This window comes from Marinobacter sp. L-46, assembly GCF_056859535.1.
This window is the reverse complement of sequence record NZ_JBSXOP010000079.1, coordinates 1-26,685: the sequence shown is the minus strand read 5'-3', so window position 1 is coordinate 26,685 and position 26,685 is coordinate 1. Positions and strand designations below refer to the sequence as shown.

Below are 26,685 nucleotides of genomic sequence, written 5' to 3'. Positions count from 1 at the left end.
TTCCAGAAGTTGCTCGAAACGGACCAGTTGATCGGCAATGTCCTTGCAGCCGGCCTGAACCGCGTCGGCAGGCATGTCCGAAATGTCTTCCCAGTTGCGTTCCGCCGATTTGGCATAGGTAGCAGCCGGTGTGGCGTGGGTAATGCGCGCGGTGGAGACCACACCGGTGGATAAACCCTTGATTTCCGCAAGTTCCAGGGCCGTTACTACTTCATTGCCTGCGACCGTGCTGCAATCACCCCGCTGGACATCCTCGTCCACGCCCAGAACACCCGCATCGGTTTTCAAACCTGACATCATGGCGGTCATGGTGCCTGCTGAATCCGGAACCTGGGCGTCGGTGTTGTAGGTTTTCACGAGTGTCGAGAAGGGAAAGCTTTCAAAGCTCAGCAGATTTTCCTCGCCGGGACGGCCCTGCCTCTGGCCTTCCAGAATGCGCGCAGCGGTAAGGGTGGACACCCCCATGCCATCGCCCACAAACAGAATGACGTTTTTCGCCTTATCCGAGGACTTCAGGGAGAGCTTCTGCTGAAGCTGTGCCTCGGCGCCACTAAACCAGCCATTGTCCTTTTGTGAGGTCGGTAGTACCCCTGCGAGGACACTGGCGGACAATGCCAGCCCGATTGCCACCGGAACTAACGTTCTTTCCAGATTCATAGCGCACATCCTTTCAACGGTGTTGTTGTCTGCCACTCCGGTACAACCTGTTCATCGAACAGAATTCCGGATCGACTCCGCTAAAAAGATAGGGGTTCGTTATGACGTTAATCCTGCATTTGTGTTACTCAGGCATGAAGGTTGCCTGGCAGCTTCAATACGTTCCTCCCCGGGACGCTGGCCAGGACCTGCCGGCGCGGACAGAGACGCGCCGGCGGAAATCCGAGCGTTATTGAGTAGCCTCCTCCATCCTGTCACCCGCTTCTTCGGCGGCATCGCCCATCTCCTCGGCTGCGTTTTCCGCGCCTTCCTGTAACTCGCCCATGGCGCTTTCGTCCTGCCCTGTGGCTTCTTCATAGGATTCCTCTACGGAGTCGGCGGCGTCATCCATCATTTCACCGGCGTTCTCCCCGGCCTGCTCGAAATCGGCACCTTCATCGCTTTCTGAACTGCAGGCAGCCAGGCCGAGTGTCATCAGTAGAGCCAGTGCGCTCCACGTGAGCTTGTTCATACCATATCCCTCTGTTGGTAAGTATTTACGACGCAAACAGCCTAGAGCGGTTCACCTGCACAGGCAATTACCGGGCGATTACCCTTTCGTTAGCCGCTGGCCGTCGATCATGATCACATGCTCAACACCAAGCACCTTGCCGGAGCCAAGTACCAGAAAATCATGGCCGGCCCGGCTCAGAACGTCCCGAATGTTTTCATGAACCAGGCAAACCTGCCCGTTGGTATCCTGGTAGATAATCTCGGCCAGCCGTCGCCCCTGGACATACTCCACAAGCATTTCCCGAACCGGCAAAGACACAGTCTCTGGTGAGGGGGTTGCAGCACTCATGTTCCATCGTCCCTGTTGTTTTTGTTTTGCAGAAGTCTGGACCACAAATCCCGAATCCGCCAACCGGGGCCGAATTGTCATGTCAGGCCACCTTCCGATGACATTCGTCAAAATTGTTGCATTGCCCGATTGTCCGACATAAATTGAGGACAACCAAGAACAAAACGGAGATCCCTGATATGAACGCCAAGGCCAATCAAGCAGTCGGGCAACAACCGGCCAATTCCACTCCCGCCTCCGGTGAAAAAGACTGGAAAGATCCCAAGCGTTACCTGTGGCTGCTGGGCCCTGCCCTGCCTGGTATCGGCCTGGCCGCTTTGACCGGATACGCGCTGGCGCCCAGGAAGCTGAAGGCACTGGCGTGGACCGGGCCGGCACTGGTGCACGGCATTATCCCGGCGCTGGACCGGGCAATCGGGGAAGACAAGAGCAACCCGCCGGAATCCGCCGTGCGGTCTCTGGAGCGGGACAAGTACTACGACCGGATTGTAAAAGCCTTTATTCCTACCCAGTACGCCATGACGGTTATGGGTGCCTGGCTGGCCAGTCGCAAGAAAACCCCGATCGAAGACAAGATCGGCCTGACCCTGACGGTGGGCGCAATCAACGGTGTGGGCATCAACACCGCCCACGAGCTGGGCCACAAATCCAACAAACTGAACAAGTTGATGGCCATGGCGGCACTGGCGCCGACCGGCTACACCCACTTCGTGGTTGAGCACAATTTTGGTCATCACAAGCGGGTTGCCACGCCGGAAGACCCGGCCAGCAGCCGGATGGGCGAGAGTTTCTGGAAGTTCCTGCCGCGCACGGTGTTTGGTGGCATGAAGTCCGCGGTGAAGATCGAGAAGGCGCGGCTTGAGCGCAAGGGCAAGGGTTTCTGGAGCCTGGACAATGAGTTGCTGCAGGGCTGGGCCATGAGTGCCGGGCTCTTTGGTGCAACTACGCTGGCCTGCGGCCCGAGGGCGGTGCCGTTCCTGGCGGCGCAGGCGGTATATGGGGCCAGTCTGCTGGAGAGTGTGAATTACATTGAGCACTATGGCCTGCTGCGCCAGAAGGACAAGAACGGCAAGTATGAACGCACCCAGCCCGAGCACAGCTGGAACAGCAACCATGTGGTGACCAATCTGTTCCTGTATCAGTTACAGCGGCACTCTGACCATCACGCCCATCCAACCCGGAGTTATCAGGCCCTGAGGCATTTCGAGAAGGCGCCGCAGTTGCCGGGTGGTTATGCGTCGATGTTGTTGCCGGCTTACCTGCCACAGTGGTGGTACGAGACGATGGATAAGCGGGTGATTGATCACTACGAGGGGGATCTGTCGAAGATCAACTGGGATCCGGATCGTAAGGACGAGCTGATGGCCAAGTATGCGGATTATGCTGCGAAAGTGGCGGCTGAGGCCTCTGCCCGAAAAGCAGGAAGCAAAACTGAGTCTGAGGCTGCCTGAGATCTGACTGATTTATTGGCTTGATTGCCGGCCCTAGCCTGTCGGTTATGGTGCCGGCTGCGGGTTGGGGCCACCCTTCCGGGAGACGCCGTGAACCCATCCATGGGGGCTTGAGCGCAGCATCCCTGCTGCGCACACTCCCGGAAGGGTGGCCCCAGCCCGCTGCTTGTGCTTCTGTGGGATAGTCGTTGATCCTACGATTCGCTACGGACGAGATTTTGAATGACGGGCCAATCCAGCTATTTACCTTTGAACACCGCTTCCCTTCTCTCCAGGAATGACTGGATTCCTTCTTTTACGTCTTCGCTGGCCATGACCGGACGTAGTTCCGGGAACAGGCGCTCCTTGGCCGCTTCCTGGCCTTCTGAAACGGCAATCTTGGACGACTTCAGACTGCCCTGAACGCCTAACGGGGCCGCTTTGGCGATCTTTTCAGCGATTTCCATCGCTTTGTTGAACTGTTCCCCGGGCTCCACCAGTTCCTGAATCAAGCCCCACTGATACGCCTGCTCGGCCGTCCATTCGTCGCCGGTTAGCAGGTAGCGCTGGGCGTTGCCCCAGCCGATTTCCCTTTGCAGACGGATGGTAGCGCCGCCGCAGGCGAAGATGCCGCGTTTGACTTCCAGCTGGGCGAAGCGGGTGCCTTTGGCGGCCACGCGGATGTCGGTGTTGAGCATCATTTCAACGCCACAGGTGAAGCAGATGCCCTGGGCGGCAAAGACTACCGGCTTGGTAAGTCCCTCGCCTGTGATATGGAACGGATCAAGTTCACCTTCGCCGGGTTCGATACCCTTACCGTTAGCGAATACGCCGGCCCAGTCGTCCAGTTGCAGGCCGCTGGTGAAGTGGTCACCTTCGGCGTACATCACGGCGACGCGCAGTTCGGGGTCGTTCTGGAGCTGGTAATAGGCGGCAGCGATTTCGTGGTACATGGCCCGGTTCATCGCGTTCATTTTTTCCGGGCGGTTCAGGCCGATCTTCAGGATGTGACCCTGTTGTTCTACGTTTACCAGTGGCATTTTTCGAGTCCTCTAATTTGGGAACCTAGCCTGTTTGTTTGGGTGCTTGCACGATCAACGGGTAGAGCTTTCCGGGACACGCTGTGAATACGTCCCTGTACGCTTGACTGCAGCATCCCTGCTGCAGACAGTCCCGGAAAGCTCTACCCGTCGCTCGTGCCTCAAACTTGGCAGTAATGTTTAAATATTCAGGGCTGCTTTTGGTCAGTTTTTGATGACTTAAACCCTACGTCTGCAGAGCCTGCGAAATGCACCAGTGCTCGGGCGCGTTCGGCCGGTGGGCCTTTCCGGGACCGTTGAGGGCCATGGACGGCCCGAAACGAGCCTACAGGGACGTACTCGTGGGCGTGTCCCGGAAAGGCCCACCGGCCGAACGTGCTTACCACCAAAACAGGCAGGCTACGAACAGGACCAAGACTCCAGAGCTAGAACCAATCGGCCTTCATGTTCAAGCACGTATCATCCTGATTGCGAAGCAGCACCAGATCCTGGGCCACAGTAGGTAATTCCCAGTGGAAGAAGTACTGGGCGGCCTGGAGTTTGCCCTGGTAGAAGTTGCGTTCGCTGTCGCTGTTGGCTGAAGCCAAGGCATTGGCAGCCGCATTAGCCTGCCGCAACCACATCCAGGCGACGATGATGTGCCCGAACAGGTGCAGGTAGCAGCTGGCATTGGCCAGGGTTTTGTCGACTTCGCCGCCCATCAGGGATTTGCCCAGGCTCTGGGTGACTTTCACCGCCTGCTGCAACGTCTCACTCAGAGACAATGCCCACTGCTGGCAGCGGTCGGTGGTGGCCGCCTGCAGATCCACCTGCATTTCCTGCATCAGCAGCTGCAGGCCATGGCTCTGGTCCTGCCAGATTTTGCGGCCCAGCAGGTCCAGGGCCTGGATGCCGTTTGTGCCTTCGTGGATCGGGTTCAGGCGGTTGTCGCGCCAGCATTGTTCAACCGGGTATTCCCTTGTGTAACCAGCGCCGCCATAAACCTGGATCGCCAGGTCGTTGGCCTTGGGGCCGTACTCAGAAGGCCAGGCTTTGATCACCGGGGTGAGCAGGTCCAGCAGTTTGCCGGCTTCCATTCGCTTTTGTTCATCCGGGTGGGTGTGCTGGTCGTCCATCAGGCGGGCGCCATACAGGCACAGGGCCAAGCCGCCTTCGCTGTAGGCTTTCTGGGCCAGCAGCATACGGCGCACGTCGGCGTGGTCGATGATGGGCACTTGCGGGCTTTCGGGGTTCTTTTCGCTGGCTTTGCGGCCCTGCAGGCGGTCTTTGGCGTATTCCAGGCTGTGCATGTAGCCGCGGTAACCGATCACCGCCGCGCCGAAACCGACGCCGATGCGGGCTTCGTTCATCATCTGGAACATGTATTTCAGGCCCTGATGAGGCTCGCCCACCAGGTAACCATGGCAGGGAGCATCGTCGCCGAAGCTGAGGGCGGTACTAGTGGTGCCGCGGTAGCCGAGCTTGTGAATCAGGCCTGCCAGGCTGACGCCGTTGCGTTCGCCGGGGTTGCCGTTTTCGTCCACATGGAATTTCGGGACGATAAACAGGGAGATGCCTTTCACACCGGCCGGAGCGCCTTTGATCTTGGCCAACACCATGTGAACGATGTTTTCGGTGATGCTCTGCTCGCCACCGGAGATGTAGATTTTGGCACCTTTGATCAGGTAGTGGCCGTCGTCGGTGGGCGTGGCGGAGGTGCGGATGTCCGCCAGGCTGGAGCCGGCGTGGGGCTCGGTGAGCGCCATGGTGCCGCTGTAGCGGCCGCTGAGCATGTTGGGCAGGAATTTGGTTTTCTGTTCTTCGTTGCCGAACACGCGGATGAGGTTGGCGGCGGCGGTGGTCAGGAACGGGTAGCCTGCGGTGCCGGGGTTGGCGGCGGTGAAAAAGCCGTTGCAGGCCGCCATGACAGATTCCGGCAGTTGCATGCCTCCGAGGTCGTAGTCGTAGCGGCCGGCGAGGAAGCCGGCTTCGGCGTAGGCGTCGAAGGCCTGTTTGACCTCAGGGAGCATTTCTACCTGGCCGTTGACGAACCTGGGTTCGTCTTTGTCTGCCGCGCTGTTGTGGTTGGCGAATTTTCCTTTCGCCATCTTGTCAGCGGTTTCGATGACGGCGTCGAAGGTGTCTTTGCTGTGTTCGCTGAAGCGCTCGCGCTGGGTGAGGGCTTCGGTGTCCATGACTTCGTAAAGCTGAAAGGCGAGGTCGCGGCGGTCGATCAGGGTGTCGGTCATTCTGGGTCTCCTGTTTATTGCCGTTAGCCTCTCACAACCACTACACTGGTTGGAATTGTCATTTTTGACTTATTCTTGGTTGAATCCGCTAACCTTTGTTCTGACAAGACGGCCACTGTCGTGGGTATTGCCTTCCGGGAGACGCCGTGAAGCCGTGCAGGAGCCAGCTTTTGAAAACCGTCACCATCATCGGCTTCAACGGTGCGTTAGCCAGCGCTATCACAGGGATGATCGACCTGTTTCGCCTCGCCGGGGTGACCTGGGCACGTATTCACGGGGAGCAGCCTTCTGCACAGTTCAGAACCCGGCTGCTGACCGAGAACGGTGAGCCCTGCCAGTGCATCAATGGTGTGACAATTCTGGCCGATGGTTCCTGGCAGGGTGTTGATGATCTGGGTGCAGATGACGTGCTGATTATTCCGACCATTGGCGCGCCCATTGATGAAATTCTGAAGACAAACAACCCTTTGATTCAGTGGCTTTCACAGTTTCAGGACGCAACTCCCGGCGATGTCCGCGTAGCAAGTAACTGCACCGGGGCGTTTTTACTGGCCGCCGCCGGGTTGCTGGACGGGCGGGAGGCGACGACGCACTGGGGCTTCAGCAATCAGTTCCGGGAGCGGTTTCCAGCGGTGGATTTGCGGCCGGAGAAGCTGGTGACGGTGGACGGGCCGGTGGCTTGTGCCGGGGGAGGCATGGCCTGGTGGGATTTGGGGGTGTATCTGGTAGAGCGGCTGGCGGGGGCGCAGGTGGCGCGGGAGTTGGCGAAGGCGTTTGTGATTGATGCGGGGCGGACCAGTCAGGCGCCCTACAGTGCTTTGCAGGCTCGCCGGTATCATTCGGATTCGGTGGTGCTGGGGCTTCAGGATTGGCTGGAGGGGCATTTCCGGGAGGCAGTGTCTGTGGCGCATCTTGCCACGAGGGTCAGGTTGTCGGAGCGGTCGTTGCTGAGGCGGTTCCGGCAGGCGACCGGAGACACACCAACTAGCTATCTTCAATTGCTGAGAATCGAGGAAGCCCGGCGCTTGCTGGAGAGTTCGCAGGATGGCCTGGACGCGATTACCCGGGCCGTGGGTTATGAGGATGTGAGCTCTTTCAGCCGGTTATTCCGTAAGCAAACCGGGCTTTCTCCGGGGGCCTATCGTTCGAAATTTGGCCGTTAAATCCTTTGGTTGACTTGACCTGACCGCCCCGACACGTATTATCAACCGTCAAGTTTCACAGACGGAGCAACCATGACCGTAAGGTCCAGAGGCTGCACAAACATTCCAGGATTGCCCCTGACCGCTGATATCGTTCTGCAGCGGGGCCGCCTTCCCTATTTTCCGGATCCCCCCTTTTCTGCCTGATCAGCAAGTGAGCCTTAAACGGACCGCTTTCGTGTGCACGCAGGCTTTCTGAACGCTACACTCAGACTGCTTCGTACTTCTTTCCCATGTAAAAAGAAAACCGATAACGAGGTTGCGATGTCGCTACCCCTGGTTGTATTTCTGCCCTTTCTGATGGCTATTGCTGCGCCACTGTTTGCCCAGGGCGGGCGAACGGCGATTGCCATAGTCTCTTCCATACCGGCTATTATTGGCCTGGCTGCCCTGTTCCCCCACTGGGAAACGCTGGCTGGCGGCGGTGTAGTCCATAACTCCTGGGAATGGCTCCCGGCGCTGGGCATTTCCTTCAGTTTCCGGCTCGACGGGCTGGCGTTGCTGTTTGCGTTGCTGATCCTGATCATCGGCCTCCTGATCATCCTGTATGCCCGCTATTACCTAAAAAAAGGCGAGAACATCGGAAAGTTCTACGCCCTGCTTCTGTGTTTCAAGGGCTCCATGCTGGGCATTGTGCTGTCCGGCAACCTGTTGCTGATGATGATTTTCTGGGAGCTGACCAGCCTGACCTCGTTCCTACTGATCAGTTTCTGGACCCATAAACAGGACGCACGCCGGGGTGCCCGGATGGCACTGGCGGTTACCGGCGGTGGTGGCCTGGCGCTGCTGGCCGGCATTCTGATCATCGGTAACATCGTGGGAAGTTTCGAGCTGGATGCCGTGCTGGCCGCTGGCGACCTCATCAAGAACCACGCCATGTACCCGGTGGCACTCACCCTGATTCTGCTGGGCGCGTTTACCAAGTCTGCCCAGTTCCCGTTCCACTTCTGGCTGCCCCACGCGATGCAGGCACCCACGCCGGTATCTGCGTACCTGCACTCGGCCACCATGGTGAAGGCCGGGGTGTTCCTGATGGCGCGCCTGTACCCGGCCCTGGCCGGCACCGAGCAATGGTTCTACATGGTGAGTTTCACCGGCATGGCTACGCTGTTGGTGGGCGCCTATGTGGCCATGTTCAAGCACGACCTGAAAGGCCTTTTGGCCCACTCCACCGTCAGTAACCTGGGCCTGATCACGCTGCTGTTCGGCATGGGTACCGAGCTGGCAGCGGTAGCTGCGGTCTTCCACGTGATCAACCACGCCACCTTCAAAGCCTCCCTGTTTATGGCGGCCGGCATTATTGACCACGAAACCGGTACCCGCGACATGCGGCGAATCAACGGTCTCTGGCGCTACATGCCCCATACCGCAACCCTGGCGATGGTGGCGGCGTCGTCCATGGCCGGGGTGCCACTGTTGAATGGCTTCCTGAGCAAGGAAATGTTCTTTGCGGAGTCCCTGCAGCTGAACCTGCCTGGTATCTGGGCCTGGATTCCGCCGATTGTGGCTACGCTGGCCGGTATTTTTGCGGTGGCCTACTCCGCCCGTTTCGTGCACGACGTGTTCTTTAACGGCAAACCGGTCAACCTGCCGATCTACCCACCCCACGAACCACCCCGGTACATGAAGATTCCGGTGGAGATCCTGGTGTTTGCCTGTGTGATGGTGGGCGTATTCCCGGCTTACTCGGTGGGTCCGCTGCTTTACTCCGCTTCAGCCGCCACGCTGGGTGGCGAGGTTCCGGACTACCACCTGGCGATTCTGCACGGCTTCAACCTGCCCCTGATGATGAGCTTTGCCGCCTTTATCGGTGGCCTGATCATGTACTCACAGCGCCAGAAGTTTTTCGATTTCCACGCCCGGTTCAAGGAAGTGGATGAGAAAGCGGTCTTTGAAGCCGTGGTCTCCCGCTTTGTGGAACTGGCGAACCGCTTCACTGCACGCATCGAAAACGGCTCCTTGCAGCGCTATGCCATGCTGCTGGTTGCCAGTGCGATTGTGGTGGCGATGGTCCCGCTCGCCACTATGGGCATCTTCGTGGGCGAGAACGGGCTGTCGCCGGTGGACTGGCCCACTGCCATTGCCGCTGCGGTTCTGATCCTCTGCGCCCTGGCCTCGGCATTCCTTCACCGGGGACGCTTTACCTCCCTGATGTTCCTGAGCGTGGTGGGACTGCTGGTGGCGCTGGCCTTTGCCCGCTTCTCGGCACCGGACCTGGCCATGACCCAGCTGTCGGTCGAAGTAGTGACCATGGTGCTGCTGATGCTGGCCCTGTTCTACATGCCTTCGTGGACGCCGCTGGAAACCTCCGGCACTCACCGTGCACGGGACATTGTGCTGGCCCTGCTGGCAGGTGGCGGCATGACACTGGTGACGCTGGCCATGTTGACCCAGCCGTTCACCTCCATCAGCGAGTTCTTCCTGGAAAACAGCAAGACCGGTGGTGGCGGTACCAACGTGGTGAACCTGATCCTGGTGGACTTCCGGGGCTTCGATACCCTGGGTGAAATCACGGTATTGGCCATTGCCGCCCTTGGCATCTATGCCATGCTCAAGGACACGGCCTTCACACCGCCGCCGGGTGATGGTGAAGGCCATGCCTGGACCCGTGACGCCTACCCGCTGATGCTCAAGCAGATTGCCCGGCCCATGCTGCCGCTGGCGCTGATGATTTCGGCCTACATCTTCCTGCGCGGGCATAACCTGCCGGGCGGTGGCTTTATTGCCGGCCTGATCACCTCGGTTGCCCTGATTCTCCAGTACATTGCCAGCGGCATGGTCTGGACCCAGGATCGCATCGGCATCAAGTATCACAACGTGATCGGCCTGGGCCTGATGTTTGCCACCATCGCCGGCGCCGGCAGCTTTGTCTATGGCCACCCGTTCCTCACGTCAACGTTTGACTACATCACCTGGCCGGTGGTGGGCAAGTTCGAGGTAGTCTCTGCCCTGGTATTTGACCTCGGCGTGTACCTGGCCGTGATTGGCGCGACCCTGCTGGCCCTGGTCAGCATCGGCCGGTTGTCCCCCCACTCTGCGATCAGAAGCCCCCGGGAGAATGTGTAATGGAGCTTGTTTTTGCACTGGTTATAGGCGCCCTGACGGCGTCTGGCGTTTACCTTTTGCTTCGGGCACGAACTTTCCCGGTGGTTGTGGGGCTTACGCTCCTGTCTTACGGGGTTAACCTGTTCCTGTTCGCCTCCGGCCGGCTGGCCACCGGTCAGCAGCCGATTCTGGGCAGTTCGGCCAGTTATGCCGACCCCCTGCCCCAGGCCCTGGTACTGACGGCCATTGTTATCGGCTTTGCCATGACCGCCTTTGTGGTGGTGTTGTCACTGAGAAACCTGGCTGACAACCAGGACGACCACGTGGATGGCAACCGCAAGCAGGATGAAGACAGCGAGGAGGCCAAGCAATGAACCATTGGCTGACCGCACCCGTCCTGATTCCCCTGCTGGGTGGCATACTGCAGACGTTTATGGGCTACGCCCCGATTGCCCTGCGCCGCACACTGGCGCTGGCGACCACCGTTCTGCTGGTGGCCACCAGCCTGGTACTCCTGACCATGGCCGACGATGGCAACTACCGGGCCTACGCCTTCGGCAACTGGCAGCCACCCTTCGGCATTGTGCTGGTGCTGGACCGACTGGCAGCTTTCATGCTGGTAATGACTTCAGTACTTGCCCTGCTGGCCCATATTTTCTCGCTGGGTGGCGCTGACGAAGGCAACCGGCAGTTCCACACCCTGTTCCTGTTCCAGTTGATGGGGCTGAACATTGCCTTCCTGACCGGCGACCTGTTCAACCTGTTCGTGGCCTTCGAGGTGCTGCTGATTGCCTCCTACGGACTGCTGATGCACGGTGGCGGCACGGTGCGCACGGTTCCGGGCCTGCATTACGTGGTGCTCAACCTGGTAGGTTCATCGCTGTTCCTGATCAGCGTAGGCATGATCTACAGTGTAACCGGCACCCTGAACATGGCCGACCTGGCCGTCAAAGTGCCGCAGGTAACCGGTGAAAATGCCCTGCTGGTAAAAGCCGGTGGCATGATGCTGCTGGTGGTGTTTGCCCTGAAGGCGGCGGTGTTGCCCCTGTGCTTCTGGCTGCCGAAAGCCTATGCCAGTGCCACAGCTCCGGTCGCAGCGCTGTTCGCGATCATGACCAAGGTTGGCATTTACGCGATTATCCGGGTGTATTTCCTGGTTTTCGGCGACGGTGCCGGCGAACTGGCCAACCTCGGCATGGACTGGCTGTTCCCGCTGGCGCTGATTACCCTCGCCATGGGTGTGATAGGTGCACTGGGTGCTGACAACCTGAAATCCCTGACCGCCTGGCAGGTTATTATTTCGGTGGGCACCTTGCTGGCACCGATTGCCCTGGGCTCAGCGGAAAGCCTGTCTGCCGCCTTGTTCTATATGCTCAGCACCACCTGGATTGTTGCCGGCCTGTTCCTGGTGGCAGACCTGGTGGCCTCCCAGCGCGGCAGCGCCGGAGACCGGATTATTACCGCGCCGATGATGCGTCATCGCACCTTCCTGAGTGTTCTGTTCATGATCGGCGCCGTTGCCGCGGCTGGCCTTCCGCCATTCAGCGGCTTCTTCGGCAAGTTGCTGATCCTGATGTCGGTTGAGCCCGGCTCCCAGATGGCGTGGCTCTGGGGCACCATCCTGGTAGGCGGGTTCCTGACGCTGGTGGCTTACAGCCGTGCCGGCAGTATCGTGTTCTGGCGTACTGTTGACGGCCACGTTGAAACCGCCCGCCCGCTCAAAGGCACCACCGCCGTAGCGGCGGGCGCCATGATTGCGCTCACGGTGGTGATTGTGGCCATGGCAGGCCCGATCAACCGGTACACCGAAGACACTGCCGCCCAGATCCTGGATACATCGGCCTATATCGACATACTGCAGACCCCCATGGTCGGGGAGGATGACTGATGCTGGACAGACTTAGCTTTCCGCAGCCGTGGCTCAGCCTGTTTCTGTTTCTGACCTGGCAATTCCTGAGTGATGGCATTTCCGGCGGCAGCCTGGTGCTGGGCCTGGTGCTGGCCTGGGGTATCCCCCAGCTGACCCAGGGCTTCTGGCCGGAGCGGCCTGCCTTCATGAAATCCTGGCGCATGCCGGCTTACCTGCTGGTCGTGCTCTGGGACATCGTGATTGCCAGCTTCTCGGTCGCCAAGCTGATCCTGAGCCCACGCAAACCGGAACCGGTGTTCGTTTGCTACCCGCTGCAACTGGAGCATCCGCTGGCCATTTCCATTCTGGCCAGCACCATTTCACTGACCCCGGGCACCGTCAGTGCCGATATCAGCGATGACGAAAAGATGTTGCTGATCCACGCCCTGGACGCCCGAAGTGACGACGAAGTGATCGATGCCATCCATAAGCGTTACGAGAAACCCCTGATGGAGATGTTCAAATGATCACCATCGCGCTGTACGCCAGCATTGCCATGGTTACGCTGGCCGCCCTGCTGAATGTCTACCGCCTGATACAGGGCCCGGATGCACCGGATCGTGTATTGGCGCTGGATACCCTGTATATCAACGCCATTGCCCTGATCATTCTGCTGGGCATTACGCTCGGCACCCGCATGTACCTGGAATCTGCCCTGCTGATCGCCGTAATGGGCTTTGTCAGCACAGTGGCCACCGCCAAGTACCTCAAGCGCGGCAGCGTGATTGAATAACCCGGAGGACAACCATGAGCCCGTTAGCTGAATACACCATCTCGGCGTTGCTGATCATCGGGGGAGCCTTCACCCTGATCGGCGCCATCGGCCTGGCCCGGTTACCGGATTTCTTTACCCGGTTGCACGGCCCTACCAAGGCCACCACACTGGGCGTGGGCGCCGTGATGCTCAGTTCCGTGGTTTACTTTTCGAGTACTGGCCAGGGCATCGGCATCTCTGAAATACTGATCACCGTATTCCTGTTCCTGACCGCCCCGGTCAGCGCCAACATGCTGGCCAAGGCGGCCATGCACATTGGTGTGAAAACCATGGATAACACCCGGGGTAAACCCTGGGATCAATAACAACGTAATACCCGGAACACCCATTACAACGACAAGAGGTATTCATAGATGGCACAGACACGGATTCTTAAACCTGCCGACAATGCCTACCAGTATCCGCTGCTGATCAAACGGTTGCTGATGTCCGGCCCGCGTTACAACCCGGACCAGGAAATCGTCTACGCCAACCGCAGCAAGTACACCTACAAAGACCTGGTTGACCGCATTCACCGGCTGGCCAACGCCCTGACCGATGCCGGCGTAAAGCCGGGCGACACCGTGGCGGTCATGGACTGGGATACCCCGCGCTACCTGGAATGCTTCTTTGCCATCCCGATGATCGGTGCCATCCTGCACACGGTAAACGTGCGGCTGTCGCCGGAGCAGATCGTGTATACCATGAACCACGCAGAAGACGACGTGGTGCTGGTGCATGATGACTTCATGCCGATCATCGAAGGCGTGAAAGACGAAATCAAAACCGTCAAAACCTGGATCCAGGTCACCGACGAAGCCAGCGCCAAGGCCACCTCTATCGACACGCTGGGCGAATACGAAGAGCTGCTGGCAAAGGCCGACAACCAGTTCGACTTCCCGGACTTTGACGAAAACAGCGTAGCCACTACGTTCTACACCACCGGCACCACCGGTAATCCCAAAGGCGTTTACTTCAGCCACCGCCAGCTGGTACTCCACACCCTGGCCATGACCGGCAGCATTTCCGCCTACGATGAAATGCCCCTGCTGCGCTCGTCTTCCGTGTATATGCCGGTTACCCCCATGTTCCACGTTCACGCCTGGGGTGTGCCCTATGCTGCCACCATGCTGGGGGTCAAACAGGTTTATCCGGGCCGCTACGAGCCGGAGCTGCTGGTCGACCTGATCAAGACTCACCGGGTAACCATGTCGCACTGCGTGCCAACCGTCATGCAGATGATGATGGCCACCGAGTCCATCAAAACTGCCGACCTCAGCAACTGGCATGTCCTCATCGGGGGCAGCGCACTGACCAAGGGCCTGTGCGACGCGGCGGCGAGGCTCGGCATTCACATGTACACCGGTTACGGCATGTCGGAAACCTGCCCGCTGCTGAGCACCACGCATCTGAAACCGGAAGACCTGGACCTGCCGCTGGAACAGCAAACCGCCATCCGGGTGAAAACCGGTATCGCCGTGCCCATGGTCGAACTGGAAATTGTCGATCCGGATGGCAACCCGGTACCCCACGACGGCGAAGCCAAGGGCGAAGTGGTTACCCGTGCGCCCTGGCTCACCCAGAGCTACTTCAAGGAGCCCGAGAAGGGCGAAGATCTGTGGCAGGGTGGCTGGCTGCACACCGGCGACGTGGCGTCCATGGAGCCGGATAACACCCTGACCATCAAAGACCGCATCAAGGATGTGATCAAGACCGGTGGCGAGTGGCTGTCCTCCCTGGACCTGGAAAACCTGATCAGCCAGCATCCGGCCGTTGCCGGTGCCGCCGTGGTGGGTGTGCCGGACGAGAAATGGGGCGAACGGCCCTATGCCCTGGTTACCCTGAAACCCGGCGAGAACATCGGGCTGGAAGACATCCAGAAGCACCTGCAGCAGTTTGTGGACAGTGGCGACATCAACAAGTGGGCCATTCCCGGGCAGATTGACTTCGTGGAAGACATTCCGAAAACCAGCGTTGGCAAGATCAACAAGAAGCTGATCCGGGACCAGCTGACGGGCTGATCCTCCAACCACAAAAAAACCGGTGTCTGTTTTTCAGGCACCGGCTTTTTTGTGGGCGAAAATCAGAGGCCGGTGAAGGTGAAGTCCACCTCCGGGGTGCGGCCGGCCACAATATCGGCCAGGGCCGCGGCCGAGCCGCAGGAATGGGTCCAGCCCAGGGTTCCGTGGCCGGTGTTCAGGTAAAGGTTGCTGAAATGGCTTTTGCCGATATAGGGCACGTTGGAGGGCGTCGTCGGCCGCAAGCCAGTCCAGTACTCGGCCTGGTCCCAGTGCCCCGCCTCCGGCAAGATCCCGGCGGCCCGGCGCACGATCGCCCGGCAGCGGATGAAGTCCAGGTTCCGGGTGTAGCCGTTCAGCTCGGCCGTACCAGCCACCCGAATACGGTCACCCAGCCGGGAATACACCAGTTTGTACTCGTCATCCGTCAGGCTCACCTGGAATGCCACGTCCGGATTTTTTAGCGGCACGGTGATCGAATAGCCCTTGGCCGGATAAATATTCAGAAACAAACCCAGCCGCCGGGCCAGCACTGCACTGAAACTACCCAGACAGAGTACGTAACTGTCGGCCCGCAGAACCTGGTGCCGGCCTTCAGTTAACGTCTGAACACCGAGTATCCGGTCCCCCGCCTTGTCGAACCCCAGCACCTCGGTGCCGTAGCGAAACTCCACGCCGGCTTCGGCGCACCGGCGGGCCAGGGCCTGGGTAAACTTCCGGGCGTCGCCGCTTTCATCATCGGCGGTGTAGGTGGCACCGGCAATCCGCTGGCGCACATCTTTTAATGCCGGCTCCAGTTCCACCGCGCGGTCGGCATCGATTACCTGCCGGTCACAGCCCAGCTCCCGCATAATCCGCGCCGGCTCCATGGCGGCATCAAATTCCTGCTGGCTGGTATAAAAATGCAGAATGCCTTTCTCGAGATGGTCGTAGTCCAGGTCCAGCTCTTTACGCAGAGCCTGCAACTGGCTTCGGCTGTAGGTACCCAGATTCACCATCTGGCGGATATTATGGGCCGCCCGGGCAGACGTGCATTGAGTCAGAAAGGAAAGCGCCCAACGCCACTGGTAGCGGTCCAGGCGGGGCCGGTAAAGCAGCGGGGCTTCGGGCTGGAACAGCCATTTCAGAATTTTCAGGGGCGCGGAGGGGTTAGCCCAGGGCTCGGCATGGCATACGGAAATCTGGCCGCCATTGGCATAGCTGGTTTCAAGGCCCGCCTGCGCCTGGCGATCCACAACCGTTACCTGGTGCCCCTGCTGCTGCAGAAACCAGGCCGTTGTGATACCCACAACGCCCGCGCCCATGACCACTATGTGCATACCTGCCTCCCCTCAACGTCTGAATGTGGTGAAGCGTCAGCCGCCGGCCCTTTTAACCGTCCACCCCTTTTGTTCAAGCAAGGGAACCAGAAGGTCCCGCTGGTCGCCCTGAATCTCCACCACGCTGTCTTTTACTGTACCACCTGTGCCGCATTTGGCCTTTAGCACTTTGGCGTAGGCCTTGAGTTCTTTGTCGTTCAGGGGAATCCCGGTAATCAACGTTACACCCTTGCCCTTGCGCCCCTTGGTTTCCCGGCTTACCCGCACCACGCCGTCACCGGCCGGTCGTTCCGGCTGACCACAGGTGCACTCGGCCACAGGCTGCCGGCACTCCGGGCACATGCGGCCCGTTTCAGTGGAAAATACCAGGCCGCCGTTTCTGTTCTTCATACCCATGGTTGATCCCGTGTACTGATCAGTTCAGGCCCGGAGGGTATTTGGAAAACATCTCGGAGACAACCTCGTCAATCAGCTTGCGCCGGGTTTCCGGAGACTGGTTTTCATTCAGGTAGCGACGACTGGCTGCGCGCCAGACCACTTCTTCGTTGCGCCGGTCGGCCAGCTCAACCACCAGCTTGCCTTCGGTGATTTCCCGCACGGGCGGCGGTGCCGACAGGGCCCAGCCAAAATTACCCCGGCCAAAGCCGAAGCCCAGCCCGACACCCACCTGCTCCAGGCGCTCCTCCGGCACGATCTGCCAGCTCACCAGCAGGTCAGCCTCGGTATCGGGCAGCTTTTTCATCGCCTTGCGGGTAAATTCACGCTCAATCGCATTACGAACCCGGCTATCGTCCAGCGAGGTAAAACCGGAATCCTGCTGGTTGGGCGCAAAGGCCCAGCTGGCGTAGTTCCCGAACACGGTCGCGGAATTGTAGTCGGTCACGACATTGCTGGCACAACCGGCCAGAACCAGCGCCATTGCTGCTACAAACAGAATACGCATCGCTCTTCTCCCCTGTTTAATTGGCCGCTTGATCCAGTATACGCCGGCAAACGGTCAGCCGGATGCTGCTAACTTCTATGTGTCAAAACGGTAATCGAGTTTCTGGGCATCGCAGAAGGCGGCAAACTCCGCCTGCCGCACTTCCGGCACCGACACCCGGGCATTCACACGGGAACTGTAGGTAATGTCTTCAATGGTGCCTTCATGGCCGTCGCACCAGTGCCGTAGCGGCTGTTCATCGGCAAAGCCAAGTTCCACATCCGCCAGCACCCGCGCCTGCTGCACGGTACGGCCAACTTCCGACAACACGCTCTCGGCAGCGCCTGCGTAGGCACGCACCAGGCCGCCCGCGCCCAGTTTGATACCACCAAAATAGCGGATCACGATCACCAGCACATCGCCCATATCCTTGTGCTGGATCACGTTCAGAATGGGCTTACCGGCGGTGCCGGAGGGTTCACCATCATCGTTCATGGCGGCTTCCGCTGCCGAGCCGGGGCGGCCTATCTGGTATCCCCAGCAAACGTGCCGGGCGTCCGGAAAGTCGGCATGGGCCCGGGCAACGTGCTCGCGCACCTCGTCCCGGCTGCTCACCGGGTACACGCGGGCAATGAAACGGCTTTTTTTCACTTCCGTTTCCCGCTCAAGGTATCCTGACGGGACCGGGTAATCTTTACTCATGATACTCTCTCAACCGGCAACCGGATGTTTACCTCAAGCCCACCCTCGGGGCGGTTCCGGGCGGTAATTGTTCCGCCATGGGCCGCTACGATGTCCCGGGCAATCGCCAGCCCCAGCCCCCAGCCTTTACCACCCCGGGACTTGTCCGCGCGAAAGAACGGCTCGAACAGGTGCTGCAACAGCTCCTCCGGAGCACCCGGGCCGTCATCCGCAATATCTACCTGAAGACTGCCATCGGTGGCCGACACTGACACCCGCACGGATTTACCTGAAGGCGTGTGGTCAAGGGCATTCTGCAGCACGTTATCAAACGCCCGCTGCAATAATCCGGCATCGCCCCTTACCGACACCGCCTGGGAAGCGTCAGTAGCATCCAGCTGGCAGTCCACACCTCGTTGTGCGGCAAAGTCCGCGGCATCCTGCAGCACCCGGTTGATCAGCTCCAGTGGCTGCACCGGTTCCCGCTCCATGGCGCCACCGTTCTCCGACACCCGGTACAGCGTCAGAATCTGACCGGTCATGGTTTCCAGCCGCTCATTCTGGCGCAGAATACTGGCCATCATGGCGGGGTCTGCCCCGGTGTCACTGGCCAGCTCAATGGCCACCCGTTGCCGGGCCAGGGGTGTTCTCAGGTCATGGGAGATATCACGCAGAAGGTGGTTCTGGCGTTCCAGTAACTGGCACAGCCGGTCGGTCATGGCGTTGAAGGCGGTCGCCAGTTGCCCCACCTCGTCACGTCGCCGGGCAATACGCTGAGGCACCCGCAGCCGGGTATCGCCGGCGGCAATGGCCTGGGCGGTGCTCTCCATATGTTTCAAGGGCTTGGACACCAGACGGGCAATCCACCAGCAGGCCAGGGAGATCAGGACAAACGCCAGTGCAAATTCCAGGAAACGGAACAACCTCGGGTCCAGCCAGCCGTCGCCCCCCATCCGGGGCCAGGCAACCAGCTGGTAGCCTTCCTCCAGGTTAATCAGTGCCGGCTTGTTGGGGTACCAGCCCGACTGAATCCGCTCACGGATATTACGCGGCAGCCCCCGATGCCCTTCTTCTTTCTCGATCAGCATCAGGTGCAGGTCAAGGCGCTCGCCCTCTGACCGCAGGAACCGCCACATTTCGCCGCGGTTTTCCCGGTTGCGAAGGTTCAGGGCCTCCCGGGCGATCTCATGCAAGCCAACTTGCCGTTCAATGGCCTGCCGCTCCCGATCCAGCAGGTAACGGGTGGCGAGGTTACTGGCCACAACGGTAACGGCCATCGCCAGCCAGATCGAAATAAATATCCGCCAGAACAGCGGGAACATGAATGACTTCATTGTGCCGGTACCCGATAGCTGTAACCCAGCCCCCGCACAGTTTCGATGCGAGGCGGATCATCGTTCCCCAGCTTTTTGCGCAGGTTGCTGATATGCATATCCAGGGTACGGTCGTAAGCCTCCAGCCGGCGGCCCAGGGCCCACTGCATCAGGTCGGTTTTGCGCACCACACTGCCGGCATGGGCCAGCAACACCTGCAGCACTTCGTATTCGGTGGCAGTTAACTCCAGCGGAGCGTCATCCTGGTAAATACGCCGCTGGCCCGGTTCTACCCGCAAGTCGCCATAGGTTCGGGTAGCATCCACATCGGTTTTCTGGTCCCAGGCAATACGGCGCAGCAACGCCTGCAGGCGGGCGACCAGTTCACGGGGGTTACAGGGTTTGGGGATGTAGTCGTCAGCACCCACTTCAAAGCCAACGATGCGATCGGTTTCGTCTCCGCGGGCGGTCAGCAGAATCACCGGCAAATGGGTCTCGGCTCTCAGTTCACGCAACACATCCAGGCCATTGATATCCGGCAGCATGATGTCCAGCACCACAATGTCACAATCGTGGGCCAACGCCAGTGCCAGTCCGTCACGGCCATTAGCGGCCTCACGCACACTGAAACCCTGGGTGGTCAGATACTGCGCCAGCAGTTCCCTGAGCTCGTCATCGTCTTCAACCAGCAGTACCCGGTTCTGCATATCCGTTTCTCTCCTGTTGCCCGGCAACAGTCTAACACGGCGCCCGGGCACGGCTGACGGCCAGGCATTTGCCTTTACCGAACCTTTACACCAGCCTGACACCAACTGACGTTGCACCGGCGTACTATGATCACCACAGGAACACCAACCGATGAGGCAACAACCATGAAAGCAAAAACATCCTTACTGACCGCCGGCGTACTGATGGCCGCCATGTTAGCCGCCAGCCCCGCAGCCATGGCCCAGGATCAGGGCATGAAGAAGCAGGGTGGCAAATGGGACCAGAAAGAAATGTGCGAGAACTTCCGCGAAGGCAAAGGCAAGTTCAGCGCCGAGTACCGTGAAGAGCGCCAGGCCGAAATGCAGAAATACCGGGCTGAAATGGCCGACCGCCTGAAGCTGACTGACGAGCAACGCGAGATCTGGGACGAGATCCACCAGGAGCGTCAGCAAAAGCAGCAGGAGCGCATGGGCAAATGGCAGCAGAAGATGGAAAAGCGCTGCGGTAACGCCCAGAAGTGATCACAAGCCGGGTTCTGTCGTATGGTATAGGGAAAGTTAACAGAGCCTACCCGAAACCATGGCAGAACCCGCCTTACCTGACATTACCCTGACCACCTGCGCCAGCATCACGGATATACCCCGTGACGACTGGCAACGGCTGGCCGGGCACGGCAATCCCTTCCTGCGCTACGAATTCTTTCAGGCGCTGGAAAATTCCGGCTGTACCCGTACCGAAACCGGGTGGACACCCTGCCACTTGGTTTTTCGCATGCACGGCGAAATCTGCGGCCTGGCGCCGGCTTACCTGAAAAGCCATTCCAGGGGCGAATACGTGTTCGACTGGAGCTGGGCCGAAGCCTACCAGCGTTACCAGCTGCCCTATTACCCGAAGCTGCTGATCGCCATTCCGTTTACCCCGTCACAGGGACCAAGGTTATTGCTGGATGCTTCGTTACGGGCGCAACTGACGCCCGCCCTGCTCGATCAGTTATTGGGCAAGCTGACACAGCAGCTGGGCGCCCATTCCTGGCACCTGCTGTTTCCGGACGCGCAGGACCAGGCCCTGCTTGGCCACGACCAGGAACTGCACCGCACCGGCTGCCAGTTCCACTGGCACAACCGTGGTTACCAGAACTTTGAAGACTTTCTGGCGGCGCTGACTTCCCGCAAGCGTAAATCCATCCGCAAGGAACGCCGGCAAGTGGCGGATCAGGAGATTACCTTTCACACCTTCCACGGCCGGGATATCTCCGACCAGGTGCTGTCGGCGTTCTTTGTGTTCTACCAGGCCACTTACCTGAAAAGAGGCCAGGCACCCTACCTGAACCAGGCCTTTTTCGAACTGCTGCGGGAACACCTACCGGAGCACCTGCACATCATCATGGCCGTGCGCCATGGCGAGATGATTGCCGGTGCCCTGTTCCTGGCCGGTGAAACCACCCTCTACGGCCGTTACTGGGGGTGTCTGGAAGAATATGACCACCTGCACTTTGAAACCTGCTACTACCAGGGCATCGAACTTGCTCTGAAGCTGGGGCTCCAGCACTTCGACGCCGGAGCCCAGGGCGAACACAAACTGGTGCGGGGCTTCGAACCGGTGATCACCCACTCCTGGCATGGCATTCTGCACCCGGGTTTCCGCGAGGCGATCGCGGACTTCTGCACCGAGGAGTCCGAACACGTACAGGCCTACTTCGCCGAATCACAAACCCTGCTGCCCTACCGCAACGAACAAACCTGAGGTACCACGACTCTGAAACTGGGCTCGCGCGCTCTAACCCAGATAACGCACCAGGGCCGCAGCCAGCAGACCGACGGTAATCGAAGGCAAGGGTTTACGGGTAGCCAACATGGTTACCCCGGTGGCCACCAGCGCCGCCAGGGCCCCGAGATCACCGTCTACCGCCATAGGCACAATGATGGCGATCAACACCGAGCTGGCCATGGTGTTGATAAAACTCTCGACCCGTGGATTGATGCGCACGAACGACATCAGGAACACACCGCCGAAGCGGGTGACCAGGGTCACCACTGTCATAATGGCAATCAGCGCCAGTACGCCGGCGGAGGTGGTTTCAATGGTCACTCGCCACCTCCTTGCCTGAACCTGCCTTGGGCTCCAGCCAGAACAACCCGATCAAGCCGCCAGCCAGCGCCCCGACCACCACGTGCATGTTCGGCGGCAGCCATTTCCAGGCCGCCAGCGCACTGACCGCCGCCACCAGCCAGGCCACCAGAACCCGGGGTGATTTCCGGCCGCCCAATGCCATCGTCAGCAAGAAACATCCCAGCACCATATCCAGCCCGAATGCTTCCGGGTTCTGCATAAGGCCGCCGAAATACACCCCCAACGCCGTACCCAAAACCCACGCCAGCCATAGCACCAGGCCACCGCCCACAATCACCTCCAGATTGTGTCGACCGTTCTGATAGTCCTGGGCGCAGGCCGCCCAGTTGGCATCCGTCAGTAGCAGCATCAGACCGTACCGTCGCCCGGGCGGCACCTGCTTCAACATCGGATACAGCGAAGCGCCCATCAAAAGGTGGCGGGAGTTGATGGCAAACACCACCACCATCATCGGCAGCACAGACACCTCCGAGCCCCACAAGTCCAGCGCACCAAACTGCGAAGCCCCGGCAAACACCGTGGCGCTCATCAGAATCGATTCAAGCGGCGACAACCCCTCCTGGGTAGACGCCAGGCCGAAAGCTGCACCAAACGCCACCACAAACAACGAAATGGGCAGCAGCCGGAAAAACTCCGCCCGCACCCTGCTCGCCTGAAACTGGTAGGAATAGTGCCCGCCAGACATCAACCCTGACCCTCGCCCCTGCTATCAAAACAAACCGCCAGAATCGCCCGCATCTTCTCCGCACCGAGCTCATTCATCAGTGCGATATTCCGATCAGGAATCCCGTCCACATTCGGATAACCATCAATCGCCGCCTCCAGACTCGCTTCCCGCAGCAAGTGCAGCATAGGATACGGAGACCGGTTGGTGTAGTTCTCCGCAGCCCCCGGTTCGGTATCGGCAAACTGGTAATCCGGGTGGAAACTGGCAATCTGGTAAACGCCCTCAAGCTCCAGATAGGCCAGCAACGCATCAGCAGCATCCAGAAACTCGTTGTAGGCGTAGAAATCCTGCAACACGTCCGGGTGAATCAACAGTGTTGTCTCAATCTCCGGTTCGTCTTCCAGACGCTGCAATTCCGCGTGCAGGGCCTGCAGGAGGTCGTCTTCGTTTTTCGCCTCTGTCACCGTGAACCGAACCCGGTTCTTGACCAGTTCCCGTTTGGCGAAGGGGCAGAGGTTGTAGCCAACGACGACGTCTTCGACCCACTTGCGGGTGGCGTTAATGACCTGAGATTCGTTCAAAATAGTTGCCTTTGCTTGTGTCTGAATACAGCTCCGAAGTCCGAGCGCGGGTGTGGGTTGGGCCTTCCAAAACTGTGCGGAGCCATGGATGGCGGAGCTCAAGCGCCACACGGATGTGCCGAAGGAGCGTGTTTTGGAAGGCCCAACCCACACCCGTGCCGGCACCCCATGCTTGATACTTAAACGTAGCCCTGACTCCGAAGATAATCATCATAACTGCCACTGAAGTCGGTAATGCCATCGGCCTTCAACTCGATAATCCGCGTAGCCAACGAAGAAACAAACTCCCGGTCGTGGCTGACAAAAATCAGCGTCCCCGGATAATTCTCCAGCGCCAGGTTCAACGCCTCGATGGACTCCATATCCAGGTGATTCGTCGGCTCATCCATCAGCATCACATTCGGCTTCTGCAGAATCAGCTTACCAAACAGCATCCGCCCCTGCTCACCACCGGAAATCACCTTCACCGACTTACCAATGTCATCTCCGGAAAACAACATCCGCCCCAACGTACCGCGCACCAGCTGCTCGCCACCGGTGGTCCACTGGGCCATCCAGTCGGTCAGGGTGTCATCACGGGCAAAGTCGGCGGTATGGTCCTGGGCGAAGTAGCCTACCTCGGCACTGTCGGTCCACTTCACCTCGCCGGCATCCGGCTCATAGGCGCCAGCCAGGCACTGCAGCAAAGTGGTTTTACCGATACCGTTGGGGCCGATGATGGCCACACGCTCGCCGGCTTCGATCTGCAAATCCAGGTTCTTGAACAGCGGGCCTTCGTCGAAGCCCTTGGTCAGGCCTACCAGGGTAACCGCCTGGCGGTGCAGTTTCTTGCCCTGCTCGAAGCGGATAAACGGGCTCACCCGGCTTGACGGCTTCACCTCTTCCAGCTGGATCTTGTCGATCTGGCGGGCGCGGGAGGTGGCCTGCTTGGCCTTGGAAGCGTTGGCCGAGAAGCGGCTGACAAACTGCTGCAGCTCGGCAATCTGGGCCTTCTTCTTGGCGTTGTCTGACAGCATGCGCTCGCGTGCCTGGGTAGCGGCGGTCATGTATTCGTCGTAGTTGCCCGGGAACAGGCGCAGCTCACCGTAGTCCAGGTCCGCCATGTGGGTACAGACACTGTTCAGGAAGTGGCGGTCGTGGGAGATGATGATCATGGTACTGTTGCGGGCCACCAGAATGTTTTCCAGCCAGCGGATGGTGTTGATATCCAGGTGGTTGGTGGGCTCGTCCAGCAGCAGTACGTCCGGGTCAGAGAACAGGGCCTGGGCCAGCAGCACGCGAAGTTTCCAGCCCGGAGCCAGGGCGCTCATGGGCCCTTCATGCTGCTCCAGCGGAATATCCAGGCCCAGCAGCAGTTCGCCGGCGCGGGATTCGGCGGTGTAGCCGTCCATTTCGGCGAATTCCACTTCCAGGTCCGCCACGGCCATGCCGTCTTCTTCGCTCATTTCCGACAGGGAGTAGATGCGGTCCCTTTCTTTTTTCACATTCCACAGTTCTTCGTGCCCCATGATCACGGTGTCAATCACCGTGCAATCCTCGTAGGCGAACTGATCCTGGCGCAGCTTACCGAGCCGGATATTCGGCTCCAGCATGACCTGCCCGGCCGAGGGCTCCAGGTCGCCACCCAGAATCTTCATCAGGGTGGACTTGCCGCAGCCGTTGGCACCGATCAGACCGTAACGGTTGCCGTTGCCGAACTTGGCAGAAACATTTTCAAACAGGGGCTTGGCCCCGAACTGCATGGTGAGATTGGCGGTGGAGATCAAGAAAAGAACCTGCAAACGTAAGGGCCGGGACAACGCCGGCGAAGAGAAACCGCGCATTGTACAGGTTTGCAAGGCAGACTGTGAGACCGCAGAAACACCGACAAAAAGCGCTTGCCTCTGGCGGCCGGTGCGGGCAGCATTCGTGTCAGACGTTTCCGTCCATACACCCGTCATCCAACTACAGGATATTGATCATGGCACAAGCAACTGCACGCCACATTCTGGTAGACAGCGAAGCCAAGTGTGAAGAACTGAAAAAAGCCATCGAAGGTGGCCAGGATTTTGCGGAAGTCGCGAAGCAGCATTCATCCTGCCCGTCCGGCCGCAATGGCGGCGACCTGGGTTCTTTCGGCCCGGGCCAGATGGTTCCCGAGTTTGACAAGGCCGTGTTCAGCAGTGATCTGAACACCGTGATCGGCCCCATCAAGACCCAGTTTGGCTACCATCTGCTGGAAGTGACTTCCCGCAGCTAAGGTTTGCCGGCCGCCTGTGCATCGCGCAGGCGGCACTGTTCCGGTTAAAACGTAAACGCCCTACTCCCCGCCGAAGTTCCCAAACGCCGCCAGCCGGGCTCCGATGCTTTCAACCGGCTCGATGACGGCTTGCTGAACACTGCTTGTGACTACCCGGGTGAAACTCCTGCCCGCCTCGCTTTCAAGAAAATCCAGATACAGGTTCATTTCCTGGTTACTGATGTCGCGATAGGTGAACAGATAGCCGTCGTAGACTTGCTGGCCCACCATGCCCCGCAAAGCCGGGCGCTGGCTTTCCAGCCGTTCGCGCATTTTTTCGTGGTGCACCGAATCCCGGCTCAGGGCTGCCATGGCGGTACCCAACCCGAGCTGAACGGCGATGGTCGTATCCACTGCACTCTCGGTGGCCCGTGACGCCGCATCGAAGCGGTCAAACAGCTTTTCCCGGGCCGTACCCTGGTAGCGTTTGTTCAGATCTTCCGCCCGGCTGCGAATCTCCGGCCAGGCTGCCGGTGCGGACGCGGCGATTTCCGCCTCGGCGATCTTGCCTGCCACCGGTGTCTGGTACCAGCCGTGCACCTCTTCCAGCTGCTCCGGTGTCAGGGCAGCTTCCAGGTTGGCGACAACCCTTTGCTCTATATCGGCTGCACGAAAACTGTTGCTGACCAGAAACCCGATGCTGTCTGCCACCATGGGCGGCACCTGGCCACTCTGTTTCAGGCCGTCCTGAATACCCCGGCTCATCATCTCCGGGTACTGGGCCACAATGTCATCTACCGGAGATGCTTCCAGAACCTCCCTGGCATCAGGCGCAGCCTGGGCCGTGCCCGCAAGCATAAAGCCGGTGATTAAAAGAGGTTTAACTAGTGTCCATCCAGAAACACGCATTTTCAGCCAGTTCAGCTCATTTCTGGAAATGGGGACTGAACTGAGTGCCTTCAATAAATTGGCGACAAGCTGAATATCGATCAACTTGACCATTATTTGATCAATCAGTCCAA

General features: G+C 59.4%; 28 protein-coding genes. 12 read left to right on the top strand and 16 right to left on the bottom strand.

The window, feature by feature from the left end; all coding sequences use genetic code 11:
* From AC13DJ_RS14310 to AC13DJ_RS14300, 3 genes are all read right to left on the bottom strand, one after another.
* Positions 1–657 (bottom strand): alkaline phosphatase (locus tag AC13DJ_RS14310; protein WP_482933072.1); only part of this gene is annotated, 657 nt, incomplete at its 3' end.
* Between the two features lie 229 nt (positions 658–886).
* The gene (locus AC13DJ_RS14305) at positions 887–1,168 is read right to left on the bottom strand and encodes a hypothetical protein (protein ID WP_278350300.1); all 282 of its coding nucleotides are present in this window, start codon (positions 1,166–1,168) and stop codon (positions 887–889) included.
* A 78-nt stretch (positions 1,169–1,246) separates the two neighbouring features.
* Positions 1,247–1,498: a hypothetical protein gene (locus tag AC13DJ_RS14300; RefSeq protein WP_058341393.1), complete on the bottom strand. Its 252-nt coding sequence runs from the start codon at positions 1,496–1,498 to the stop codon at positions 1,247–1,249.
* 179 nt (positions 1,499–1,677) lie between these two features.
* Between AC13DJ_RS14300 and AC13DJ_RS14295 the strand changes: the two genes are divergently transcribed.
* Complete coding sequence (locus tag AC13DJ_RS14295; RefSeq protein WP_278350301.1) at positions 1,678–2,949, top strand: alkane 1-monooxygenase; 1,272 nt, start codon at positions 1,678–1,680, stop codon at positions 2,947–2,949.
* A gap of 239 nt (positions 2,950–3,188) precedes the next feature.
* Here the strand turns inward: AC13DJ_RS14295 and AC13DJ_RS14290 are convergent, their stop codons facing one another.
* Together AC13DJ_RS14290 and AC13DJ_RS14285 are read right to left on the bottom strand one after the other, a co-directional pair.
* Complete coding sequence (locus AC13DJ_RS14290) at positions 3,189–3,968, bottom strand: crotonase/enoyl-CoA hydratase family protein (RefSeq protein WP_379944683.1); 780 nt, start codon at positions 3,966–3,968, stop codon at positions 3,189–3,191.
* A 425-nt stretch (positions 3,969–4,393) separates the two neighbouring features.
* Positions 4,394–6,196, bottom strand: coding sequence for an acyl-CoA dehydrogenase (locus AC13DJ_RS14285; protein WP_474539926.1), 1,803 nt, complete (start codon positions 6,194–6,196; stop codon positions 4,394–4,396).
* A gap of 170 nt (positions 6,197–6,366) precedes the next feature.
* Between AC13DJ_RS14285 and AC13DJ_RS14280 the strand changes: the two genes are divergently transcribed.
* The 8 genes from AC13DJ_RS14280 (at position 6,367) to AC13DJ_RS14245 (ending at position 15,127) form a co-directional block, all read left to right on the top strand.
* Entirely contained in the window at positions 6,367–7,359 is a 993-nt protein-coding gene (locus AC13DJ_RS14280) for a GlxA family transcriptional regulator (protein ID WP_474543706.1), read from the top strand.
* Between the two features lie 303 nt (positions 7,360–7,662).
* Positions 7,663–10,464 carry a monovalent cation/H+ antiporter subunit A gene (locus AC13DJ_RS14275; protein WP_474543708.1) on the top strand — a complete coding sequence of 934 codons (2,802 nt, stop codon included), beginning with the start codon at positions 7,663–7,665 and terminating at the stop codon, positions 10,462–10,464.
* A complete protein-coding gene (locus AC13DJ_RS14270; RefSeq protein ID WP_022987973.1) occupies positions 10,464–10,817 on the top strand; it encodes a Na+/H+ antiporter subunit C in 354 nt (117 codons plus the stop codon). Before AC13DJ_RS14275 ends, AC13DJ_RS14270 begins: the two co-directional genes overlap by 1 nt.
* Positions 10,814–12,331 carry a monovalent cation/H+ antiporter subunit D gene (locus tag AC13DJ_RS14265; RefSeq protein WP_474539928.1) on the top strand — a complete coding sequence of 506 codons (1,518 nt, stop codon included), beginning with the start codon at positions 10,814–10,816 and terminating at the stop codon, positions 12,329–12,331. Before AC13DJ_RS14270 ends, AC13DJ_RS14265 begins: the two co-directional genes overlap by 4 nt.
* Positions 12,331–12,819, top strand: a complete 489-nt coding sequence (locus AC13DJ_RS14260) for a Na+/H+ antiporter subunit E (RefSeq protein WP_288371673.1) — start codon at positions 12,331–12,333, stop codon at positions 12,817–12,819. Before AC13DJ_RS14265 ends, AC13DJ_RS14260 begins: the two co-directional genes overlap by 1 nt.
* Positions 12,816–13,085: a K+/H+ antiporter subunit F gene (locus tag AC13DJ_RS14255; protein ID WP_022987970.1), complete on the top strand. Its 270-nt coding sequence runs from the start codon at positions 12,816–12,818 to the stop codon at positions 13,083–13,085. Before AC13DJ_RS14260 ends, AC13DJ_RS14255 begins: the two co-directional genes overlap by 4 nt.
* 14 nt (positions 13,086–13,099) lie before the next feature.
* On the top strand, positions 13,100–13,432 hold the full coding sequence (locus AC13DJ_RS14250; protein WP_022987969.1) for a Na+/H+ antiporter subunit G: 333 nt from the start codon (positions 13,100–13,102) through the stop codon (positions 13,430–13,432).
* A 48-nt stretch (positions 13,433–13,480) separates the two neighbouring features.
* Positions 13,481–15,127, top strand: coding sequence for a fatty acid--CoA ligase (locus AC13DJ_RS14245; protein ID WP_288371676.1), 1,647 nt, complete (start codon positions 13,481–13,483; stop codon positions 15,125–15,127).
* Between the two features lie 62 nt (positions 15,128–15,189).
* Here the strand turns inward: AC13DJ_RS14245 and AC13DJ_RS14240 are convergent, their stop codons facing one another.
* The 6 genes from AC13DJ_RS14240 to AC13DJ_RS14215 all read right to left on the bottom strand — a co-directional run bounded on the left by AC13DJ_RS14240 (position 15,190) and on the right by AC13DJ_RS14215 (position 20,066).
* Positions 15,190–16,443: a D-amino acid dehydrogenase gene (locus AC13DJ_RS14240; RefSeq protein WP_474539929.1), complete on the bottom strand. Its 1,254-nt coding sequence runs from the start codon at positions 16,441–16,443 to the stop codon at positions 15,190–15,192.
* 36 nt (positions 16,444–16,479) lie between these two features.
* Positions 16,480–16,839, bottom strand: coding sequence for a translation initiation factor Sui1 (locus AC13DJ_RS14235; RefSeq protein ID WP_289102436.1), 360 nt, complete (start codon positions 16,837–16,839; stop codon positions 16,480–16,482).
* A 19-nt stretch (positions 16,840–16,858) separates the two neighbouring features.
* Positions 16,859–17,386 (bottom strand): DUF4136 domain-containing protein, encoded by a 528-nt coding sequence (locus AC13DJ_RS14230; RefSeq protein ID WP_022987965.1) that lies wholly within the window; start codon positions 17,384–17,386, stop codon positions 16,859–16,861.
* A gap of 75 nt (positions 17,387–17,461) precedes the next feature.
* Positions 17,462–18,067 (bottom strand): YigZ family protein, encoded by a 606-nt coding sequence (locus AC13DJ_RS14225; RefSeq protein ID WP_094623827.1) that lies wholly within the window; start codon positions 18,065–18,067, stop codon positions 17,462–17,464.
* Entirely contained in the window at positions 18,064–19,380 is a 1,317-nt protein-coding gene (locus AC13DJ_RS14220; RefSeq protein ID WP_482933071.1) for a sensor histidine kinase, read from the bottom strand. The genes AC13DJ_RS14225 and AC13DJ_RS14220 overlap by 4 nt, the downstream gene beginning before the upstream one ends.
* Complete coding sequence (locus AC13DJ_RS14215) at positions 19,377–20,066, bottom strand: response regulator transcription factor (protein ID WP_058341412.1); 690 nt, start codon at positions 20,064–20,066, stop codon at positions 19,377–19,379. Before AC13DJ_RS14215 ends, AC13DJ_RS14220 begins: the two co-directional genes overlap by 4 nt.
* Positions 20,067–20,231: 165 nt before the next feature.
* Here AC13DJ_RS14215 and AC13DJ_RS14210 point away from each other — a divergent pair, with 165 nt between their 5' ends.
* A complete protein-coding gene (locus tag AC13DJ_RS14210) occupies positions 20,232–20,588 on the top strand; it encodes a hypothetical protein (RefSeq protein WP_482933070.1) in 357 nt (118 codons plus the stop codon).
* A gap of 58 nt (positions 20,589–20,646) precedes the next feature.
* On the top strand, positions 20,647–21,810 hold the full coding sequence (locus tag AC13DJ_RS14205) for a GNAT family N-acetyltransferase (protein ID WP_482933069.1): 1,164 nt from the start codon (positions 20,647–20,649) through the stop codon (positions 21,808–21,810).
* Between the two features lie 33 nt (positions 21,811–21,843).
* Here AC13DJ_RS14205 and AC13DJ_RS14200 read toward each other — a convergent pair whose 3' ends face one another.
* The 4 genes from AC13DJ_RS14200 to AC13DJ_RS14185 form a co-directional block, all read right to left on the bottom strand.
* Positions 21,844–22,155: an AzlD family protein gene (locus AC13DJ_RS14200; protein WP_482933068.1), complete on the bottom strand. Its 312-nt coding sequence runs from the start codon at positions 22,153–22,155 to the stop codon at positions 21,844–21,846.
* Positions 22,145–22,882: an AzlC family ABC transporter permease gene (locus tag AC13DJ_RS14195; protein WP_288371689.1), complete on the bottom strand. Its 738-nt coding sequence runs from the start codon at positions 22,880–22,882 to the stop codon at positions 22,145–22,147. Before AC13DJ_RS14195 ends, AC13DJ_RS14200 begins: the two co-directional genes overlap by 11 nt.
* A complete protein-coding gene (locus AC13DJ_RS14190; protein WP_482933067.1) occupies positions 22,882–23,445 on the bottom strand; it encodes a DUF1415 domain-containing protein in 564 nt (187 codons plus the stop codon). The genes AC13DJ_RS14195 and AC13DJ_RS14190 overlap by 1 nt, the downstream gene beginning before the upstream one ends.
* Before the next feature lie 179 nt (positions 23,446–23,624).
* A complete protein-coding gene (locus tag AC13DJ_RS14185) occupies positions 23,625–25,211 on the bottom strand; it encodes an ABC-F family ATPase (RefSeq protein ID WP_476131230.1) in 1,587 nt (528 codons plus the stop codon).
* Between the two features lie 194 nt (positions 25,212–25,405).
* On the opposite strand from AC13DJ_RS14185, the gene AC13DJ_RS14180 reads away from it, so the two are divergent.
* Positions 25,406–25,684, top strand: a complete 279-nt coding sequence (locus AC13DJ_RS14180; RefSeq protein ID WP_022987955.1) for a peptidylprolyl isomerase — start codon at positions 25,406–25,408, stop codon at positions 25,682–25,684.
* Between the two features lie 60 nt (positions 25,685–25,744).
* Here AC13DJ_RS14180 and AC13DJ_RS14175 read toward each other — a convergent pair whose 3' ends face one another.
* A complete protein-coding gene (locus AC13DJ_RS14175; RefSeq protein WP_482936981.1) occupies positions 25,745–26,521 on the bottom strand; it encodes a DUF2059 domain-containing protein in 777 nt (258 codons plus the stop codon).
* Positions 26,522–26,685 lie beyond the last annotated feature (164 nt).